Source organism: Pseudomonas sp. S2_E01, from assembly GCF_054668365.1.
The window spans coordinates 467,977-488,177 of sequence record NZ_CP162762.1 but is presented as its reverse complement, the minus strand read 5'-3'; the positions used below and the strand labels follow the sequence as shown (position 1 = coordinate 488,177).

The window sequence follows — 20,201 nt, the reverse complement described above, 5'->3', positions numbered from 1 at the left end:
CGACCGCCATCGCTCCATCCCCGCCCCGCTTGATTGCCAAGCCCCGCGAGCCCGGTGTACAAATGACGGGCTGCTGTCAGGAATAAAACTTCAAACGCGCTATCGCGGTCTCCCCGTAGCCCCTCTGAAATCCGCCAACACCGTAGCCTATTGGAAAAACGCGACATTTAATGTCAAGATCGCGCCTTCCCTATTTCGTCGCCCCGTGCGGCTTACGCCGCAGGTCTCGCCCGTTGTTCCGAAAAACAAGGCTTTGAGTATCTGCGGTCTGTTGCAAAAAGGTAGTTAATGATGAGCGCTAGGCACTTTCTCTCCCTGATGGACTGCACGCCCGACGAACTGGTCAGCGTGATCCGTCGAGGCGTGGAGCTCAAAGACCTGCGTAACCGCGGCGTACTGTTCGAGCCACTGAAAAACCGCGTGCTCGGGATGATTTTCGAGAAGTCCTCGACCCGCACCCGTATTTCGTTCGAAGCCGGCATGATCCAGCTCGGCGGCCAGGCGATCTTCCTGTCGCCGCGCGATACCCAACTGGGTCGTGGCGAGCCGATCGGCGACGCCGCCATCGTCATGTCGAGCATGCTCGACGCGGTGATGATCCGTACTTTCGCTCACAGCACCCTGACCGAGTTTGCCGCCAACTCGCGCGTACCGGTCATCAACGGCCTGTCCGACGATCTGCACCCCTGCCAATTGCTGGCCGACATGCAAACCTTCCTGGAGCATCGCGGCCCGATCCAGGGCAAGACCGTCGCCTGGATCGGTGACGGCAACAATATGTGCAACAGCTATATAGAAGCGGCGATCCAGTTCGACTTCCAGTTGCGCGTTGCCTGCCCGGAAGGCTACGAACCCAACCCGGTATTCGTTGCCAAGGCCGGCAATCGCGTGACCATCGTCCGCGACCCGCAGGAGGCCGTGCGCGGTGCCCACCTGGTGAGCACCGACGTCTGGACCTCCATGGGTCAGGAAGAAGAAACCGCCAAACGCCTGAAGCTGTTCGCGCCATTCCAGGTCAATCGTGCGTTGCTGGACCTGGCCGCCGAGGACGTGCTGTTCATGCATTGCCTGCCCGCCCACCGTGGCGAGGAAATCAGCCTCGACCTGCTCGATGACCCGCGCTCCGTGGCCTGGGATCAGGCAGAAAACCGTCTCCACGCACAAAAGGCCCTGCTCGAGTTTCTCGTCGAGCCGGCGTACCACCACGCATGAGCCAGCCACTACTGCTAAACCTGCGCAACCTCGCCTGCGGCTATCAAGACCAGCGTGTGGTGCAGAACCTCAACCTGCATTTGAATGCCGGTGACATCGGTTGCCTGCTCGGCTCCTCGGGCTGCGGCAAAACCACGACGCTTCGGGCAATTGCCGGCTTCGAACCGGTTCACGAGGGTGAAATCAGCCTGGCCGGCGAGACGATCTCCAGCGCTGGGTTCACCCTGGCTCCGGAGAAACGCCGGATCGGCATGGTGTTCCAGGACTACGCCCTGTTTCCGCATTTGAGCGTGGCCGAGAACATCGCCTTCGGTATTCGCAAGCATCCGCATAAAGACCGGGTCACTGAAGAGCTGCTGGAACTGGTCAACCTGAAGAACCTCGGCAAACGCTTCCCCCACGAACTGTCCGGAGGCCAGCAACAACGTGTGGCCCTGGCCCGTGCCCTAGCGCCGGAACCGCAGTTGCTGTTGCTCGACGAGCCCTTTTCCAACCTCGACGGCGAATTGCGACGCAAGCTCAGTCACGAAGTGCGCGACATCCTGAAGGCCCGTGGCACCAGTGCAATCCTGGTGACCCACGACCAGGAGGAAGCCTTCGCGGTCAGCGATCACATCGGCGTGTTCAAGGAGGGCCGTCTGGAACAGTGGGATACGCCCTACAACCTCTATCACGAACCGCAGACGCCTTACGTCGCGAGCTTCATCGGCCAGGGTTATTTCATTCGTGGCCAGCTCAGCAGCCCGGACTCGGTGCAGACCGAGCTTGGAGAACTGCGCGGCAACCGCGCCTACACCTGGCCCACCGGTGGTGCCGTGGACGTGTTGCTGCGTCCGGACGACATCATTTATGCACCGGACAGCGCATTGAAGGGGCGGATTGTCGGCAAGTCGTTCCAGGGTGCCTCCACCCTGTACCGCCTGCAATTACCGACCGGCGCCCAGCTGGAATCGATTTTCCCGAGCCACGTCGATCATCAGGTCGGCGCGGATGTCGGGATCCAGGTCGCCGCTGATCATCTGGTGCTGTTCCAGGCGTCCGGCAGCACGGCCGCGCAGATTCCGATGGTTGAATCAGGTGTGCGGCGGTACAGCACTGCGGGCTGAAACACACCCCCGACTGTACAAAATCCATAGTGGGAGCGAGCCTTCTCGCGATAGCGGTGTGTCAGCCAAGAGGTAATGACTGACACACCGCTATCGCGAGCAAGCTCGCTCCCACAGGTTTTTTGAGGGGTTAACCCAACATCAGGGTGCCGCTGGCCACCAGCGTCGCATTCCCGCCGATCTTCACCCGGTCCCCTTCCAGCCGGCAGAACAATTCACCGCCGCGTTTCGAGCATTGATAGGCGCTCAGGCTCGATTTGCCCAGGCGCTTGGACCAGTAGGGGATCAGGCTGCAATGAGTCGAGCCGGTCACCGGGTCTTCATTGATGCCAATGGCCGGGGCAAAGTAGCGCGAGACGAAATCGTGCTTGCCACCCCTGGCAGTGACAATAGCGCCCAGCCAAGGCAACTTGGCCAATGCGACCATGTCAGGCTGGCAATCGAGCACGGCCTGTTCGGACTCCAGCACCACGAACAGCTCATTGGAACCTCGCACATCAACCGCCTCGACACCCAGTGCGCGCTCGACATCCACGGTCACGCCCACTTCCGACGTCTCGATGGCCGGGAAGTCCAGCCACAGGCGTTCACCTTCGCGACTCACGCTCAGCGGGCCGGACTTGCAGATGAAATCCAGGCGTTCTGCGGTTTCCTTGTAGATGTCAAACAAGACAAAGGCGCTGGCCAGCGTGGCATGTCCGCATAACGGCACCTCGGTGGTCGGGGTGAACCAGCGAATGCGCCAGCTTTGCCCTTCACGCACAACAAAAGCGGTTTCGGCGAGGTTGTGCTCGCCCGCGATCTTCTGCATCAGCTCGTCGGCGAGCCAGGCATCGAGCCGGTAGACCATCGCCGGGTTGCCACCGAAGGGACGGTCACTGAACGCATCGACCTGGTAAAACTCAAGCTGCATATATCTTCTCCCTGATTCAGGCGCGGCCGATATCGGCGAACGTGGCCTGAGTATGTTCGGCCAGCACCGTTGGTGCCAATTCAACTTCCAGACCACGCCGCCCCGCACTGACAAAAATGCTGGCGAAAGGCAGGGCCGAATTATCGATGAATGTGCGCAATCGTTTTTTCTGCCCCAGAGGGCTGATGCCACCCAGCAAATATCCGGTGGAGCGTTGCGCAGCCGCCGGGTCAGCCATTTCCACCTTCTTGACCTTGGCCGCGTGTGCCAGGCCCTTCAAGTCCAGACTGCCGGCCACCGGCACCACGGCCACCAGTAACTCCCCTTTCTCGCTCGCCGCCAGCAAGGTTTTGAACACCTGAGCCGGGGCCAGACCGAGCTTTTCCGCCGCCTCGAGTCCGTAGGACGCTGCCTTCGGATCATGTTCGTAACTGTGTATCTGATGTTCGGCACGAACCTTTTTCAACAAATCCAATGCGGGGGTCATGACAGCTCCAGACTGGGCAGCGGAGAAAAATAGTGCGTCCGATTCTAGGTCATTGTTTGGCAAAAGGCTCTATCACGGCAGCGCTTACAGGACCCAACACATAAACCCACCGTTCGTCAGTGCATATCAAGGATGACAAACAAAATGATCATTCACCTGACTAATAGTTCGGATGTGACCAATGGTTCACTTTCGATCTTTGACAGACATGATCCTTGTCTATATTTTTTCGTTTACGAATACCGTATAACGCGACAGCGCAAGACCCAGCAGTAAACCGGGGCTCAGGGTGGGGACCCTCCCGGTGAAAATCGCGCTTTGATCAAGATCAAAAAAGAGCGCCAGAGAAAAAAAACAAAGAGGTTTTCAATGACAACTGCTTTACGACAACCGTCACTCTACAGCCAATGCCTGGCGGAATTTCTGGGCACTGCACTGCTGATCTTTTTTGGTACCGGTTGCGTTGCCGCGCTCAAGGTCGCGGGTGCCAGCTTCGGCTTGTGGGAAATCAGCATCATCTGGGGCGTGGGCGTCAGCATGGCGATCTATTTGACGGCCGGTGTGTCAGGGGCTCACCTCAACCCCGCCGTCAGCATCGCGCTGTGTATTTTTACCGACTTCGAAAAGCGCAAACTGCCGCCCTATATTCTGGCCCAATTGGCCGGCGCCTTCTGCGGCGCCTTGTTGGTTTACACGCTGTACAGCAATCTATTCTTCGATTACGAACAAACCCACCATATGGTTCGCGGCACCCAGGCCAGCCTCGAACTGGCGTCGGTGTTCTCCACTTTCCCCAACCCGGCGCTCTCCACCGCACAGGCGTTCCTGGTCGAAGTGGTCATCACCGCGATCCTCATGGGTGTGATCATGTCCCTGACCGACGACAACAACGGTTTACCGAACGGCCCCATGGCACCGCTGCTGATCGGCCTGCTGATTGCGGTGATCGGCAGCTCGATGGGCCCGCTGACCGGCTTCGCGATGAACCCGGCGCGGGATTTCGGCCCCAAGCTGATGACTTTTTTCGCAGGCTGGGGTGAAATTTCCCTTACCGGCGCACGTGAGATCCCGTACTTCCTGATCCCGATTTTTGCACCGATTGTCGGTGCCTGCCTCGGTGCCGCGGCTTATCGCGGGCTGATCGCCCGCCATCTGCCAGCCACCGAACCTGCTCCTGCAACACCGGCCATTGACGGCAAACCAAGAACTTCCTGATACCGTTGGCGCGATGCGCCTGACCTCACCCCTTTATCTCGTCCAAGGCAATCGACATGACCGACATTCAGAATAAGAACTACATCATTGCCCTCGATCAGGGTACGACCAGTTCTCGCGCCATCATTTTCGACCGTGACGCGAACGTGGTCTGCACCGCCCAGCGTGAATTCGCCCAGCATTACCCGCAAGCGGGCTGGGTCGAGCACGACCCGATGGAAATCTTCGCCACCCAAAGCGCCGTGATGGTCGAAGCCCTGGCTCAAGCCGGCCTGCATCACGACCAGGTCGCCGCCATCGGCATCACCAATCAGCGTGAAACCACGGTGGTCTGGGACAAGACCACCGGCCGCCCGATCTACAACGCGATCGTCTGGCAATGCCGTCGCAGCACCGAGATCTGCCAGCAGCTCAAGCGTGACGGTCACGAGCAGTACATCAGCGAAACGACTGGCCTGGTGACCGACCCGTATTTCTCCGGCACCAAACTGAAGTGGATCCTCGACAACGTCGAAGGCAGCCGTGAACGCGCGCGCAACGGCGAGCTGCTGTTCGGCACCGTCGACAGCTGGCTGATCTGGAAATTTACTGGTGGCAAGGTGCACGTCACCGATTACACCAATGCCTCGCGCACCCTGCTGTTCAACATCCACACCCTGGAGTGGGATGCGAAGATGCTCGAGCTGCTGGACATCCCGCGTGAGATGCTGCCGCCGGTGAAGTCCTCCTCGGAAATCTACGGCCACACCAAAAGCGGTATCGCCATCGGCGGCATCGCCGGCGACCAGCAGGCCGCTCTGTTCGGCCAGATGTGCGTCGAGCCTGGCCAGGCGAAAAACACCTACGGCACCGGCTGTTTCCTGTTGATGAACACGGGTAATAAGGCCGTGAAATCCCAACACGGCATGCTGACGACCATCGCCTGCGGCCCGCGGGGCGAAGTCGCCTATGCACTGGAAGGTGCGGTGTTCAACGGCGGCTCGACCGTGCAGTGGCTGCGCGATGAGCTGAAGATCATCAACGATGCCCACGACACCGAATACTTCGCCAGCAAGGTCAAGGACAGCAACGGTGTGTACCTGGTCCCGGCCTTCACCGGACTTGGTGCCCCCTACTGGGACCCATACGCCCGTGGCGCTCTGTTCGGCCTGACACGCGGTGTACGCGTAGACCACATCATCCGTGCCGCCCTGGAGTCGATTGCCTACCAGACCCGCGACGTACTCGACGCCATGCAACAGGATTCCGGCGAGCGCCTCAAAGCGCTGCGCGTGGACGGCGGCGCGGTGGCGAACAATTTCCTCATGCAGTTCCAGGCCGACATCCTCGGCACTCAGGTTGAGCGTCCGAAAATGCGCGAGACCACAGCATTGGGCGCGGCTTACCTGGCCGGGTTGGCGTGCGGTTTCTGGGGCAGCCTTGAGGAATTGCGCGACAAGGCGGTGATCGAGCGCGAATTCGAACCGACGCTGGACGAAGTCGCCAAGGAAAAACTCTACGCCGGCTGGAAAAAAGCGGTCAGTCGCACGCGCGACTGGGAGCCACAGGAAGGCGCTGAATAAGCCAAGCTGTCTCCTGCTTCAGCATGTAACTGGCAGGGAGCAGATTCCTGCGGCATCATGGGCAAATTTTGCACGGCAGCCCAAAGGACGCCCCATGAATCTGCCTCCCCGCCAGCAGCAAATCCTCGAACTGGTTCGCGAACGCGGCTACGTCAGCATCGAGGAAATGGCCTCGCTGTTCGTCGTGACGCCCCAGACCATCCGCCGCGATATCAACCAGCTCGCGGAAGCCAATCTGCTGCGTCGCTACCACGGCGGCGCTGCCTATGACTCCAGCGTCGAAAACACCGCCTACGCCATGCGCGCCGATCAGATGCGCGATGAAAAGCAGCGCATCGGCGAAGCCGTTGCCGCGCAGATCCCCGACCACGCTTCGTTGTTCATCAATATTGGCACCACCACCGAATCGATTGCACGGGCGTTGCTCAACCACAACCACCTGAAGATCATCACCAACAATCTGCACGTAGCTTCCATGCTCAGCGCCAAGGACGATTTTGACGTTCTGCTGACCGGCGGCAATGTGCGGCGCGATGGTGGGGTGGTCGGTCAGGCCAGCGTCGATTTCATCAACCAGTTCAAGGTCGATTTCGCGCTGGTGGGCATCAGTGGTATCGATGAAGACGGCAGCCTGCTGGACTTCGACTACCAGGAAGTGCGCGTTTCACAGGCGATCATTGCCAATGCCCGTCAGGTGATCCTGGCCGCAGACTCCAGCAAATTCGGGCGCAACGCCATGATTCGCCTGGGGCCGATCAGTCTGGTCGATTGCCTGGTGACCGACCAGCAGCCGGTGCCAGCGCTGGCGCAGTTGCTGAGTCAGCACAAGGTTCGGTTGGAAGTGGTTTAGGTATTTTGTAGCCTGTTCCGGCCCCATCGCGAGCCAGCTCGCTCCTACAGGGGATTGGAGGTGTACACAAAATCTGTGTACGAATCGTTCCCTGTAGGAGCGAGCTTGCTCGCGATGATGCCGGCACCGGCAACACATCTTTCGCGCTAAAACGCGCGCCAACATGTTCGAAAATTTTCCTTTCCCCGCCTTTCGATCAGTTTTTTCAATCGAAGTTAACTGGCTGCGCGCTTCTTTATGGGCTACCATTTTCGCAAATGAACATTTATGTTCGAATATCGAAAATCAAAAAATGCCCGAGGCCATGCGATGCCCACTTCTACCTTGCCCACGCCCCCTATCGCTGAGGTCTACGACATTGCCGTCATCGGTGGCGGGATCAATGGCGTGGGGATCGCAGCAGATGCTGCCGGTCGCGGCCTTTCGGTGTTCCTTTGCGAAAAGGATGACCTGGCCAGCCACACCTCGTCGGCCAGCAGCAAGCTGATCCACGGCGGCCTGCGCTACCTCGAACATTATGAATTCCGCCTGGTGCGAGAAGCCCTCGCCGAACGCGAAGTGTTGCTGGCCAAGGCGCCGCACATCGTCAAACAGATGCGTTTCGTGCTGCCGCACCGTCCGCACCTGCGTCCGGCGTGGATGATCCGCGCCGGCCTTTTCCTTTATGACAACCTCGGCAAACGGGAAAAACTGCAAGGCTCGAACAGCCTCAAGTTTGGCCCCGACAGTCCGTTGAAAAGCGAAATCACAAAGGGTTTCGAGTACTCCGATTGCTGGGTGGACGACGCCCGCCTCGTGGTACTGAACGCCATGGCAGCTCGCGAAAAAGGCGCACACATTCACACGCAAACACGCTGCGTCAGCGCCCGTCGCACCAAGGGCCTGTGGCATCTGCATCTGGAGCGTGCCGACGGCAGCCTGTTCTCGATTCGTAGCAAGGCTTTGGTAAACGCTGCCGGCCCATGGGTCGCCAAATTCATTCGTGATGACCTGAAAATGGAATCGCCCTACGGCATCCGCCTGATTCAGGGCAGCCACCTGATCGTGCCAAAGCTGTACGAGGGCGATCATGCACACATTCTGCAGAACGAAGATCAGCGCATCGTCTTTACCATTCCCTACTTGAATGAGTTCACCCTGATCGGCACGACTGACCGCGAGTACACCGGTGACCCGGCCAGGGTGGCGATCACCGACGGTGAGACCGATTATCTGCTGCAAGTGGTCAACGCCCACTTCAAGAAGCAGATCAGCCGCGACGACATCCTGCACAGCTATTCCGGGGTGCGCCCGCTGTGCAACGACGAATCCGACAACCCGTCAGCCGTTACCCGCGACTACACCCTGGCGCTGTCGGGCTCGGGCGAAGAGGCACCGTTGCTGTCAGTGTTCGGCGGCAAGCTGACCACCTACCGCAAACTGGCCGAATCGGCCCTGGCCCAACTGGCGCCGTATTTCTCGCACATCAAGCCCAGCTGGACGGCCGCCGAAACCCTGCCGGGCGGCGAAGACATGACCACCCCGCAAGCCCTGGCCTCACGGATTCGCGACCAGTACGACTGGGTGCCGACCGAAATCGCCCGTCGCTGGTCCACTGCCTACGGCAGTCGTACCTGGCGCATGCTGGAAGGCGTGCAGGATCTCGCGGACCTCGGCGAGCACATCGGTGGCGGTCTTTACACACGCGAAGTCGATTACCTGTGCAGCGAAGAGTGGGTGACCACCGCGCAGGACATCCTGTGGCGGCGCAGCAAGCTGGGCTTGTTCACCACGGCGGCTGAACAGCAGACGCTGGTGGATTACCTGAGCAAGGTGGAGCAGAGCCGTCGCAAGATCGAAGCGGCCTGATTGGCGGCCGGCTGGCCCAGAAGCCTCTGGATCGATGATTCAGGGGCTTTTTGCATTTTGTCGCACAATTCATCCCCCGCTCCCACAGGGGCGCCCAAAGGCCTGAAATCGCAGTCGGTTTTCCGAACGCAACCCGCCCGCCTATTCGGATTCCCGGATATTCTGATATCAAAAAAACATCAGAAATATTTAATAATCCTTATAAATCAACAAACTACTACATGAGACCTGGCCTGGCACGACTCATGCTCTACACTTTTCGACGAATGCTTTGCTGCGCGCAACCGTGGAAGCCAGCAAACGCTCGAAGCTCAAAAGGGCCGACTGATCGGCTCCATAAAAAAAACAATGTCGAGGACAATTTGATGCGTATCGTTCCCCATATCCTGGGCGCAGCCATCGCTGCCGCTCTGATCAGCACTCCAGTTTTCGCCGCCGAGCTCACCGGCACCCTGAAGAAGATCAAAGAATCCGGCACGATTACCCTCGGCCACCGTGACGCTTCCATTCCTTTTTCCTACATCGTGGATGCTTCCGGCAAACCGGTCGGCTATTCCCACGACCTGCAGCTGAAAGTCGTTGATGCACTGAAAAAAGAGCTGGACCTGCCCAACCTGCAAGTCAAATACAACCTGGTGACCTCGCAAACCCGTATCCCGCTGGTGCAGAACGGCACCGTAGACCTGGAATGCGGCTCCACCACCAACAACGTCGAACGTCAGCAACAGGTTGATTTCTCCGTAGGCATCTTCGAAGTCGGCACCCGCCTGCTGTCCAAGAAAGATTCGGCCTACAAGGATTTCGACGACCTCAAAGGCAAGAACGTCGTCACCACCGCTGGCACCACGTCCGAGCGCATCCTCAAGGCCATGAACGCCGACAAGCAGATGGGTATGAACGTCATCTCCGCCAAAGACCACGGCGAGTCCTTCCAGATGCTGGAAAGTGGCCGCGCCGTCGCCTTCATGATGGACGACGTGCTGCTGGCAGGCGAAATGGCCAAGGCCAAGAAGCCTGCTGACTGGGCTGTAACCGGCACGCCGCAATCCTACGAAATCTACGGTTGCATGGTGCGCAAGGGCGACGAGCCATTCAAGAAGGTCGTGGATGACGCCATCAAGGCTACCTACGCATCGGGCGAGATCAACAAGATCTACGACAAGTGGTTCCTGCAGCCAGTCCCGCCAAAAGGCGTGAACCTGCAATTCCCGATGAGCAACGAGCTCAAGGCTTTGATCGCCACCCCAACCGATAAAGCGGCTGACGACAAGAAATCCTGATTTCTGTCTAACCTTAACTCCTGAGAGGGCCATTGCCCTTTCAGGAGCTACTCCCTGCTGGCGTCAATCTGGAAACACTCGAACCGGTGGTTTGTCGAGCCGCTCGTGTGTGCCCGACCTTCAAGGTCGGGGTGGGAACGGAGCGTCCCCAAGCGGGCATTAGTACATCGATAAAATCCGAGGGGAGACCCTGATGAATTACAACTGGGACTGGGGCGTGTTCTTCAAGTCCACCGGCGTGGGCAGCGAGACATATCTCGACTGGTTCATTTCCGGTCTGGGCTGGACCATCGCCATTGCCGTCGTGGCCTGGATCATCGCCCTGATACTGGGTTCGATCCTGGGCGTCATGCGCACCGTACCGAATCGCATCGTATCGGGCATCGCCACCTGCTACGTCGAAGTTTTCCGTAACGTGCCTCTGCTGGTACAGCTGTTCATCTGGTACTTCCTGGTGCCTGATTTGCTGCCGGCTGACCTGCAGGAATGGTACAAACAGGACCTGAACCCGACGACCTCGGCGTTCCTCAGCGTCATCGTGTGCCTGGGTCTGTTCACCGCCGCGCGGGTTTGCGAACAGGTGCGCACCGGTATCCAGGCGCTGCCCAAGGGCCAGGAAGCTGCCGCTCGCGCCATGGGTTTCAAGCTGCCGCAGATCTACTGGAACGTGCTGCTGCCCCAGGCCTACCGGATCATCATTCCGCCGCTCACGTCGGAATTTCTCAACGTCTTCAAGAACTCGTCCGTGGCATCCTTGATCGGCCTGATGGAGCTGCTCGCACAGACCAAGCAGACCGCCGAGTTCTCGGCCAACCTGTTCGAAGCGTTCACCCTGGCCACGCTGATCTACTTCACCCTGAACATGAGCCTGATGCTGCTGATGCGCATGGTCGAGAAGAAAGTCGCCGTACCAGGCCTGATTTCCGCAGGGGGTAAATGATGGAATTCGACTTCTCGGGCATCGTCCCGGCAATTCCAGGCCTGTGGAACGGCATGGTCATGACCCTCAAACTGATGATCATGGGTGTCATCGGCGGGCTCATCCTGGGCACCGTTCTCGCGCTGATGCGCCTGTCCCACAGCAAACTGCTGTCCAACCTGGCTGGCGCCTACGTTAACTACTTCCGTTCGATCCCGCTGCTGCTGGTCATCACCTGGTTCTACCTGGCGGTGCCATTCGTACTGCGCTGGATCACCGGCGAAGACACCCCGATCGGCGCATTCGCCTCGTGCATCGTGGCTTTCATGATGTTCGAAGCCGCCTACTTCTGTGAAATCGTGCGCGCCGGCGTGCAGTCGATTCCCAAGGGGCAGATGGGTGCCGCGCAGGCGCTGGGCATGACTTACGGCCAGATGATGCGGTTGATCATCCTGCCGCAGGCGTTCCGCAAGATGACCCCGCTGTTGCTGCAGCAAAGCATCATCCTGTTCCAGGACACCTCGTTGGTCTACGCCGTTGGCCTGGTGGATTTCCTCAATGCTTCGCGCGCCAGTGGCGACATCATCGGTCGCTCCAATGAGTTCCTGATCTTCGCAGGTCTCGTTTACTTCATCATCAGCTTTGCCGCCTCGCAGCTGGTCAAGCGTCTGCAAAAAAGGTTCGCCGTATGATCTCTATCAAGAACATCAACAAGTGGTATGGGGACTTCCAGGTGCTGACCGATTGCAGCACCGAGGTCAAGAAAGGCGAAGTGATCGTGGTGTGCGGGCCGTCAGGTTCCGGCAAGTCGACCCTGATCAAGTGCGTCAACGCCCTGGAGCCGTTCCAGAAAGGTGACATCGTGGTCGATGGGACCTCCATCGCCAACCCGAAAACCGACCTGCCAAAGTTGCGTTCGCGCGTCGGCATGGTGTTCCAGCATTTCGAGCTGTTCCCGCACCTGACCATCACCGAAAACCTGACCATCGCGCAGATCAAGGTGCTGGGCCGCAGCAAGGAAGAGGCCACCAAGAAAGGCCTGCAACTGCTGGAGCGCGTCGGTCTCTCGGCGCACGCCCACAAGCATCCTGGGCAACTGTCCGGTGGCCAGCAACAGCGTGTGGCGATTGCCCGTGCGCTGGCGATGGACCCTATCGTCATGCTCTTCGACGAACCGACCTCGGCACTCGACCCGGAGATGGTGAACGAAGTGCTCGACGTGATGGTGCAATTGGCCCACGAAGGCATGACCATGATGTGTGTGACCCACGAAATGGGCTTCGCCCGCAAAGTGGCCGACCGCGTGATCTTCATGGACGCCGGCAAGATCATCGAGGACTGCCCGAAAGAGGAGTTCTTCGGTGACATCAGCCACCGTGCCGAACGCACCCAGCACTTCCTCAACAAGATCTTGCAGCACTAAAAGCACGCTCCCTCCCCCTCTGTAGGAGCGAGCACGCTCGCGATGGTCGTCAACGATAACGTTGGCTGCCTGATACCCCGTGGTGTCTGGTCCACCATCGCGAGCATGCTCGCTCCTACAGAGAGGGAGGGCGTGCAAGCGCTGGTTGACCCAAGGCATCTGTGATGAAATGCGACCCCACTCTTTATCGCGCCGCGCCGCCATCACTCGCCGTGAAACCCCGTCAGATCCGCCATCTGCTCCTGCCGCCGCTGATCATCGCGCTGATGATCGGACTGGGCTACCTCGGCTTCTGGCTCAGCGAACATTACGGCATCCGCAGCCTCAGCGAGAACGGCCAGCGCCAGCTTGAACTGCACGCCCGCGCCGTCGAGAGCGAGATCAGCAAATACACCTACCTGCCCAGTCTGCTGGAGCTCGAATCGAGCGTTTCCCGGCTGCTGGCCGAGCCAACGCCGGAACACCGGCAAGTCGTCAACGATTACCTCGAAGGCCTGAACCGCCGCAGCCGCAGTCGGGCCATCTATGTGATGGACACCACCGGTCGCGTCATGGCCACCAGCAACTGGCGTGACGTCGACAGTTACCTGGGTGAAGACCTCTCCTTCCGCGCCTACTTCCAGAATGCCGTTCGTGGCCAGCCTGGCCGGTTCTATGGCATCGGCAGCACCAACGGCGAGCCGGGTTACTACCTGGCCCACGGCCTGGAAGAACACGGCAAGATCATCGGCGTAGCGGTGGTCAAGGTTCGTCTCGAAGCCATGGAAGAACGCTGGCAACGAGCGCGACTGGAAGCCTTTGTCAGCGACGAGAACGGCATCATCATTCTCTCGAGCGACCCCTCTCGGCGCCTGAAATCAGTGGTGCCACTGAGCGAAGACACCAAGGAAAAACTCGCCCGAAGCCTTCAGTACTACTGGTTCCCGCTGAACGAGCTGCAACCGCTGGCCCGGGAAAAACTGGCCGAGGGCGAGGAAAAGCTGACCTTCCCCGCCAACAGCGAAGTGGAGTCCGACGACGAGGACATCAGCTACCTTTCGCAAACCCGCCAATTGAGCGACACGCCGTGGAATTTCACCTTGCTCACGCCGTTGCAGGATCTGCGTCGCCAGGCCATTAACCAGGGTATTCTGGTGGCCGTGGCGTTTGCCCTCGTGGCGTTTCTGCTAATCGCCTGGAACGAGCGGCGCAAGGTCATTGCCACCCGTCTCGCCGCCCGCGAAGCCCTGCAGGAAGCCAACAATCAGCTCGAGCGTCGGATTACCGAACGCACCTCCGATCTACGCGCCAGCAACGAACGGCTCAAGGGCCAGATCCGCGAACGCCGCCATGCCGAAGAAACGCTGCGCCGCGCCCAGGATGAACTGGTGCAGGCCGGTAAACTCGCAGCCATCGGCCAGATGTCCACCAGCATCGCCCACGAACTGAACCAGCCACTGGCGGCGCTGCGGACCTTGTCCGGCAATACCGTGCGCTTCATGGAGCGTGGCCAACTGGACGTCGCGAGCACCAACCTCAAGACCATCAACGACCTGATCGACCGCATGGGGCGCATCACCGCCAGCCTGCGCTCGTTCGCCCGGCGCGGTGACGACCAAGGCCAGGCCTGCCTCGGCAAAGGCGTGGATGCGGCGTTGCAGTTGCTGGGTACCCGCGTCGAAAGCGCTCACCTGCAAGTGCATCGGCACTTTGAAGACGTACAGGTGCAGATCGACCAGACCCGCCTGGAGCAGATCCTGGTCAACCTGATCGGCAACGCCCTCGACGCCATGCTGGCCCAGCCGCTGCCGGAGCTGTGGCTGGAAGGTGAAGCGCTGGAAGGCAAATATCGCCTGCGTGTGCGCGACAACGGTCACGGCATCGACATCGATGCACGCAAGCACCTGTTCGAACCTTTTTTCACCACCAAACCCGGCGAACAGGGCCTCGGGCTTGGCCTGACCCTGTCCGCCAGCCTGGCAGCTGCCACCGGCGGGCACCTGGATGTCGAGCATCCGGCCAGTGGTGGCACCAGTTTCGTCCTCAGTTTACCGTTGGTAAGCCCTACTCCTGCCGAGCCAATATGAACAACGACCTTAGTGTGCTGATCGTCGAAGACGACCCCCATGTGCTGCTCGGCTGCCAGCAGGCGCTGAGCCTGGAGGACATTCCCTGCATCGGCGTGACCTGCGCCGAGGACGCCCTGGAGCGGGTCGGCGAAAACTTTGCCGGCATCGTCATCAGTGACATTCGCCTGCCGGGCATCGATGGCCTCGAACTGCTGACCCGCCTCAAGGCGCGTGACCGAAGCTTGCCCGTGGTACTGATTACCGGCCACGGCGACATCTCCATGGCCGTCGGCGCGATGCAAAAAGGCGCCTACGATTTCATGGAGAAGCCCTTTTCCCCGGAACGCCTGGTGGACGTGGCCCGCCGCGCCCTGGAGCAACGCAGCCTGGCACGGGAGGTGTCGTCACTGCGTCGGCAATTGGCGGAGCGCGACTCGCTCGAAGGTCGGATCATCGGCCGCTCGCCCGCCATGCAGAACCTGCGGGAGCTGATCGCCAACGTCGCCGACACCTCGGCCAACGTGCTCATCGAAGGCGAGACCGGCACCGGCAAGGAACTGGTCGCCCGTTGCCTGCATGACTTCAGTCGCCGACACACCCGGCAATTCGTCGCCTTGAACTGTGGCGGGCTGCCGGAGAACCTGTTCGAAAGCGAAATTTTCGGCCACGAAGCCAATGCCTTCACCGGTGCCGGCAAACGACGCATCGGCAAGATCGAACACGCCGATGGCGGCACGCTGTTCCTCGACGAAGTGGAAAGCATGCCGCTGCCCTTGCAGATCAAACTGCTGCGAGTATTGCAGGAGCGCACACTGGAACGCCTCGGCTCGAACCAGAGCGTAGCGGTGGATTGCCGGGTGATTGCGGCCACCAAGTGCGACCTCGACGACTTGAGCCGCGCTGGCGATTTTCGTAGCGACCTGTATTACCGCCTCAACGTGGTCACCCTGGAACTGCCACCGCTGCGCGAGCGCCGCGAAGACATCCTGCAACTGTTCGAGCATTTCCTGCAGCAGTCCTCCCTGCGCTTCGATCGCGCCGCACCGGAACTGGACAACCAGACCCTGTCGCACCTGATGAGCCACGACTGGCCAGGCAACGTGCGTGAGCTGCGCAACGTCGCCGAACGGTTCGCCCTCGGCCTGCCCGCCTTCAAGAAGGCCGGCCCCAGCGGCAGCACCCAGGGCCTGGCCTTCGCCGAGGCGGTGGAAGCCTTCGAGCGCAATCTGTTGGGCGAGGCCCTGCAACGCAGTGGCGGCAACCTGACCCAGGCCAGCCTGGAACTGGGCATGGCCAAGACCACTTTGTTCGACAAAGTGAAAAAGTACGGACTGAGCCACTGATGGACCTGATTCTCAAAGCGACCCTGGGCGCAGCGGTGGTGGTGATCCTCGCCACCCTGGCCAAGACCCGAAACTACTACATCGCGGGCCTGGTACCGCTGTTCCCGACCTTCGCGCTGATCGCCCACTACATCGTCGGCAAGGGCCGTTCGGTGGAAGACCTGAAGACCACCATCGTGTTTGGCATGTGGTCGATCATTCCGTACTTCATCTACCTGGCGACGTTGTACGTGATGGTCGACCGCATGCGCCTGGAAGCGTCGCTGGCGGTGGCAGCTGTGGCGTGGTTGATGGCGGCGACGGTGCTGGTCAGCATGTGGGTTCGGGTGCACGCCTGACACAAACGCTGGCCCGCCCCTTGCATTTACCCCGAAAAACCCGCCCGGCCGGCCTTCATGATGGATGAGGTCGGTGTCTGGATGGGTCTGCCAGGGTAATCACAACCTTGAACATTCTAGATCTCGACCATAGCCTGACCACCCAGGCGCCGATCGCGCGACTGCTCGAAAGCGGTCGCGCCAGGCGTCTGGACCTGCTCGACCTCGGCCCGAAACTGCGGCTCTGGTCCAGCGAACGCACTTGGCGCCGCTTCGCCGAACGCTTGCAACAACGGCCCCGGCACATCGGCCCGGCCCCGGAAATTTTCTTCATCGGCTCCGGTGACTATCACCACTTGACCCCGGCGTTCCTGAGCGACCTGCCCGAGCCAATCAGCCTTATTCATTTCGACAATCACCCCGACTGGGTGAGGTTTGCGCCGCGCCGCCATTGCGGCTCGTGGGTCAATCAGGCCCTCAAGCTGCCGAACGTCCGCCGGATCGTCACCCTGGGCCCATGCAGCGATGACCTGCAAAACCCGCAATGCAAGGGAGGCAACCTCGGCGCGCTCAAGCGCGGTACCCTGCAATTGTTCCCCTGGCAGCATCCGCCTTCGAAGGTCTGGGGACGGATCGGCGACGGTGCCGGGCACCGGCAGCAGGAAAACATGCTGCACTGGCGCAACCTGTCGACACTGGATTGGTCACGATTCCTCGACGCCCTGATCGCCGACCTGCCGACCGCAGCGGTGTGGATCACCATCGACAAGGACGTGCTCGCCAGCGAAGACGCCGCCACCAACTGGGATCAGGGCAGCATGCGCCTGTACCATATGCTGCAGGCCCTGCGCGCGCTGGCGGCGAGCAAACGCATCCTGGGCATCGACATCTGCGGGGAATATGCCCGCCCCGCTTTCAGCAACATGTTCAAACGCTGGGAAGCCAAGACCGATCAACCTCCGGCCGAGCGCTGGAGCGAGTCCGATATCCTGCGCAACTCGAGCACCAACCAGGCTTTGATCGAACTGTTCGAGGAGCTGTTTTCATGACCTTGACGGTGATTGCACTGGTGGCCCTGTCCATTGTTCTGGACGTCATTGGCCAGCTCTTTTTCAAACTCGGCCTGGACCGGATGCCGCAGCTGGAAGGCGGTTTTCGCCTGCGGCTGTTCTGGGGCCAGGTACTCAGCGCACCGATGCTATGGGGCGGGATCGGCGCCTACTTCATCGAATTTTTCGTCTGGCTGGCCGCCCTGTCGCGAGCGCCCCTGAGCCTGCTGTTCCCCGCTGCGGCATTGGCCTATTGCGGCGTGGTGCTGGCGGGCAAGCTGGTATTGGGCGAATCCGTCAGCCGCCGGCGTTGGCTGGGGACGCTGGTGATAACGGCGGGCGTCATGCTCGTGTGTGCCGGCCATGTCTGAGGCGCGCATGATGCAACAACCCTCCAATGCCCTGCACTGGCTGCATGGGCGCCTGGGCACCCTGGTGTTGTGGGCATTGCTGATCTTGCTCGAAAGCGGCGGGCAGATCGCCTCCAAGGTCGGCGGCGACCAACTGGGACAAATGGATTTCACCCTGCAATGGCTGCAGGACATCCTCCTGACCCCCGGCGTATGGGTCGCGGTCGGCTGCTACGTCGGCGCGTTTTTCGTCTGGATGCTGATATTGCGCCGAAGCAGCCTGTCGCTGGCCTTTCCCTTGAGTTCGCTGGTATTCATCGGCGTCTTGCTGGGGTCGTGGCTGGGATTGGGTGAACAGATCAGCGCGCTGCACTGGATGGGCGTGGCGGTGATCATGGGAGGCATCGCCCTGCTGGCCGAGGGGGAGGATAACTGAGACCTGACCGCCCCCCTGCGTAGGAGCGAGCTTACTCGCGATGCAGCCCCCGATACCGCGGGCGTCCATCGCGAGCAAGCTCGCTCGTACAATTGCAATCAGGCGTCGTGATGGTTGATGAGGAAACCCAGCCCATGGGCCAGCGGGATGTCTTTAACGCCCGCCTCGCGTTGTTCCCGGGCAATTTGCCGGTGGAAGGCCTTGACCTTCGTCCAGTGCATTTTCGGCCGGTAATGGTGTTCTGCGTGATAACCGTTGTTCATCCACAATAGGTTGTAGAGCGGACTATAGGCGCTGACACCCCAGGCGATGGGCAAATCGGGGTTGCCGCCAAAATGCTCGTAGTACCCATTGAGCGATGACAGCGCCTGCCCCAGATACCAGAACGGCAGCAACACCAGCACCGCCTGCCAGTCGTACGCCGCCAGCAGCAGGTAGAACAACACCGTCACGTAGATTTCCACCTTCACCCAACGGGCATTCTGCGGGTGCTTGCGGCGCATCTCGGCGAAAATGGGTTTGGGGTCGTCACGGAAAAAACTGAGGAAGGTGTACGCCCAGGGATTCTCGGGTTGCCCGTGCTTGCCGCGCTGGTAAATCGACAGCGGGTCCACGGTTTTACCCGAGGCATCAGGCCGGTCGGAGTTGCCTCGGTGATGCCGGTTGTGGATATCGCGATAAAGCGTCTGGGAAAAGCCGATGGTCACCGACAACAGCAGGTCAAAGGCACGGTTCATCCAGGCGCGAGTGAAGTAGGCATTGTGGATCTGGTTGTGCGAAATGCTGTTGATGCTCCACGACAGGCTGACGGCATAACCCAGTGCCAGCGGCACGAAGGCCCACCACGCCAGTGCAGGAAAGGCGGCAACCAGCCACAGGACGAAGGCGAAATGGGCAAGGCCCAAGGCTATGGGAATCAGATCCCACAGCGAATGGGCCAGCAGGCGATAAGCGGGACGAGCCATGAAGAACATCCTGGAGAAGTAAGGTCGACAGGGATGTTTGCAAACCCCAGACCAATTCACCGCCCCACACAATCAGTCGAATTTGTAGGCAATCGCAGCCTGTACCTGACCCTGGTTGGCATCGCCCACAGTCTTGACGATGGTGCTGTCTGCCGCCGAGCGGGTCAGGTGTATCCAGCTGGCACTGGTCAATAGCGACCAATGGGCGGCCAGCGGGAATTCGAAGCTCTGGGTCAGGGCCACATTCTGCAAGCCGCCCGAGGCGTTGTAAGCGCGAATGCCCGAGGCCTGTGCCTCGCCGCCACTGACTCCGAAGAACGTCTGGGTGCCCTGAGCGTCGGCAAAATGCGCAGTCAGGTTGGTGCTGCCAATCACGCCAGCGCCCAGCGGGTAACCGATCTCGCCGCCCACCCGGCCGAACACTCCGCCCTGGCCGCTGCCACCGCCGACGGCCTGGCCGAGCGATGCGAACACCCGCCAGAAGTCGGCCGGGGCGTATTGCACGAACCCGCCTGCCTCGGCCATGTCCGGCACATCGCGCAGACCGCGCAACTCATGGTTCGCGGTACGCCCCGGCAGGTAATTGAGGTATGGCCCGGCGCTGAGTCCGCTGCTGTTCACGGCGTTCCAGGTCAGGCCATCGTCGGTGCTCAGGCTGACATCGCCGAAGCCCAGATCGAGGTAAGGCACAGGCCGCGTTTCGTAGCGGCTACCGGTCGGGTCATGGGGCTGATACCCCAGGCCCAGGCCCGCCTCACCGGTGATGCCGCCTGCGCGGGCGCCCCCGGCCAGGCAACTGAGCGCGATCAACAATGCTCGCATTTTGTTCGACATCACGTCATTCCTCTTCCGAACCTGCGCGCATCAATCCCCCGACA

General features: G+C 60.4%; 20 protein-coding genes. 16 read left to right on the top strand and 4 right to left on the bottom strand.

The features are described 5' to 3' along the window. The first annotated feature begins 291 nt into the window (after nt 1–291). Entirely contained in the window at nt 292–1,212 is a 921-nt protein-coding gene (gene argF / locus AB4O36_RS02320) for an ornithine carbamoyltransferase (protein WP_460121325.1), read from the top strand. Next, nucleotides 1,209–2,318 carry an ABC transporter ATP-binding protein gene (locus AB4O36_RS02315; protein WP_460140972.1) on the top strand — a complete coding sequence of 370 codons (1,110 nt, stop codon included), beginning with the start codon at nt 1,209–1,211 and terminating at the stop codon, nt 2,316–2,318. The genes argF and AB4O36_RS02315 overlap by 4 nt, the downstream gene beginning before the upstream one ends. 130 nt (nt 2,319–2,448) lie before the next feature. On the opposite strand, the gene AB4O36_RS02310 is transcribed toward AB4O36_RS02315, so the two are convergent. Beyond that, nucleotides 2,449–3,231 (bottom strand): PhzF family phenazine biosynthesis protein, encoded by a 783-nt coding sequence (locus tag AB4O36_RS02310; RefSeq protein WP_460140971.1) that lies wholly within the window; start codon nt 3,229–3,231, stop codon nt 2,449–2,451. Between the two features lie 16 nt (nt 3,232–3,247). Beyond that, entirely contained in the window at nt 3,248–3,718 is a 471-nt protein-coding gene (gene ybaK / locus AB4O36_RS02305) for a Cys-tRNA(Pro) deacylase (RefSeq protein ID WP_460121319.1), read from the bottom strand. A 369-nt stretch (nt 3,719–4,087) separates the two neighbouring features. Between ybaK and AB4O36_RS02300 the strand changes: the two genes are divergently transcribed. From AB4O36_RS02300 to AB4O36_RS02235, 14 genes are all read left to right on the top strand, one after another. Beyond that, on the top strand, nt 4,088–4,933 hold the full coding sequence (locus AB4O36_RS02300; protein ID WP_460140970.1) for an MIP/aquaporin family protein: 846 nt from the start codon (nt 4,088–4,090) through the stop codon (nt 4,931–4,933). 56 nt (nt 4,934–4,989) lie between these two features. Next, nucleotides 4,990–6,495: a glycerol kinase GlpK gene (gene glpK / locus AB4O36_RS02295; RefSeq protein WP_460140969.1), complete on the top strand. Its 1,506-nt coding sequence runs from the start codon at nt 4,990–4,992 to the stop codon at nt 6,493–6,495. A 94-nt stretch (nt 6,496–6,589) separates the two neighbouring features. Further along, nucleotides 6,590–7,345, top strand: a complete 756-nt coding sequence (locus AB4O36_RS02290) for a DeoR/GlpR family transcriptional regulator (protein WP_460121313.1) — start codon at nt 6,590–6,592, stop codon at nt 7,343–7,345. 309 nt (nt 7,346–7,654) lie between these two features. Next, on the top strand, nt 7,655–9,193 hold the full coding sequence (gene glpD, locus AB4O36_RS02285) for a glycerol-3-phosphate dehydrogenase (RefSeq protein WP_460140968.1): 1,539 nt from the start codon (nt 7,655–7,657) through the stop codon (nt 9,191–9,193). A gap of 365 nt (nt 9,194–9,558) precedes the next feature. Beyond that, nucleotides 9,559–10,473, top strand: coding sequence for a glutamate/aspartate ABC transporter substrate-binding protein (locus AB4O36_RS02280; RefSeq protein ID WP_460121309.1), 915 nt, complete (start codon nt 9,559–9,561; stop codon nt 10,471–10,473). Between the two features lie 193 nt (nt 10,474–10,666). After that, nucleotides 10,667–11,413, top strand: a complete 747-nt coding sequence (locus AB4O36_RS02275) for an amino acid ABC transporter permease (RefSeq protein ID WP_460121307.1) — start codon at nt 10,667–10,669, stop codon at nt 11,411–11,413. Continuing rightward, the gene (locus AB4O36_RS02270; protein ID WP_460121305.1) at nt 11,413–12,084 is read left to right on the top strand and encodes an amino acid ABC transporter permease; all 672 of its coding nucleotides are present in this window, start codon (nt 11,413–11,415) and stop codon (nt 12,082–12,084) included. Before AB4O36_RS02275 ends, AB4O36_RS02270 begins: the two co-directional genes overlap by 1 nt. Next, nucleotides 12,081–12,815 (top strand): amino acid ABC transporter ATP-binding protein, encoded by a 735-nt coding sequence (locus AB4O36_RS02265; RefSeq protein WP_460121303.1) that lies wholly within the window; start codon nt 12,081–12,083, stop codon nt 12,813–12,815. Before AB4O36_RS02270 ends, AB4O36_RS02265 begins: the two co-directional genes overlap by 4 nt. 164 nt (nt 12,816–12,979) lie before the next feature. After that, nucleotides 12,980–14,881, top strand: coding sequence for a two-component sensor histidine kinase AauS (gene aauS / locus AB4O36_RS02260; RefSeq protein ID WP_460121302.1), 1,902 nt, complete (start codon nt 12,980–12,982; stop codon nt 14,879–14,881). Continuing rightward, nucleotides 14,878–16,206, top strand: coding sequence for a two-component response regulator AauR (gene aauR, locus AB4O36_RS02255; protein WP_460121300.1), 1,329 nt, complete (start codon nt 14,878–14,880; stop codon nt 16,204–16,206). The genes aauS and aauR overlap by 4 nt, the downstream gene beginning before the upstream one ends. Nucleotides 16,207–16,214: 8 nt before the next feature. After that, entirely contained in the window at nt 16,215–16,544 is a 330-nt protein-coding gene (locus tag AB4O36_RS02250) for a GlpM family protein (protein ID WP_460142102.1), read from the top strand. Nucleotides 16,545–16,651: 107 nt separating this feature from the next. Then, a complete protein-coding gene (locus AB4O36_RS02245) occupies nt 16,652–17,572 on the top strand; it encodes an arginase family protein (protein WP_460121298.1) in 921 nt (306 codons plus the stop codon). After that, on the top strand, nt 17,569–17,943 hold the full coding sequence (locus AB4O36_RS02240) for a DMT family transporter (protein WP_460140967.1): 375 nt from the start codon (nt 17,569–17,571) through the stop codon (nt 17,941–17,943). The genes AB4O36_RS02245 and AB4O36_RS02240 overlap by 4 nt, the downstream gene beginning before the upstream one ends. A gap of 10 nt (nt 17,944–17,953) precedes the next feature. Continuing rightward, complete coding sequence (locus AB4O36_RS02235) at nt 17,954–18,358, top strand: DMT family transporter (protein WP_460126562.1); 405 nt, start codon at nt 17,954–17,956, stop codon at nt 18,356–18,358. 98 nt (nt 18,359–18,456) lie between these two features. Here AB4O36_RS02235 and AB4O36_RS02230 read toward each other — a convergent pair whose 3' ends face one another. Together AB4O36_RS02230 and AB4O36_RS02225 are read right to left on the bottom strand one after the other, a co-directional pair. Further along, nucleotides 18,457–19,323, bottom strand: coding sequence for a fatty acid desaturase family protein (locus AB4O36_RS02230; protein ID WP_460140966.1), 867 nt, complete (start codon nt 19,321–19,323; stop codon nt 18,457–18,459). Nucleotides 19,324–19,395: 72 nt separating this feature from the next. Next, a complete protein-coding gene (locus AB4O36_RS02225; RefSeq protein WP_460140965.1) occupies nt 19,396–20,157 on the bottom strand; it encodes a MipA/OmpV family protein in 762 nt (253 codons plus the stop codon). Nucleotides 20,158–20,201: the final 44 nt, after the last annotated feature.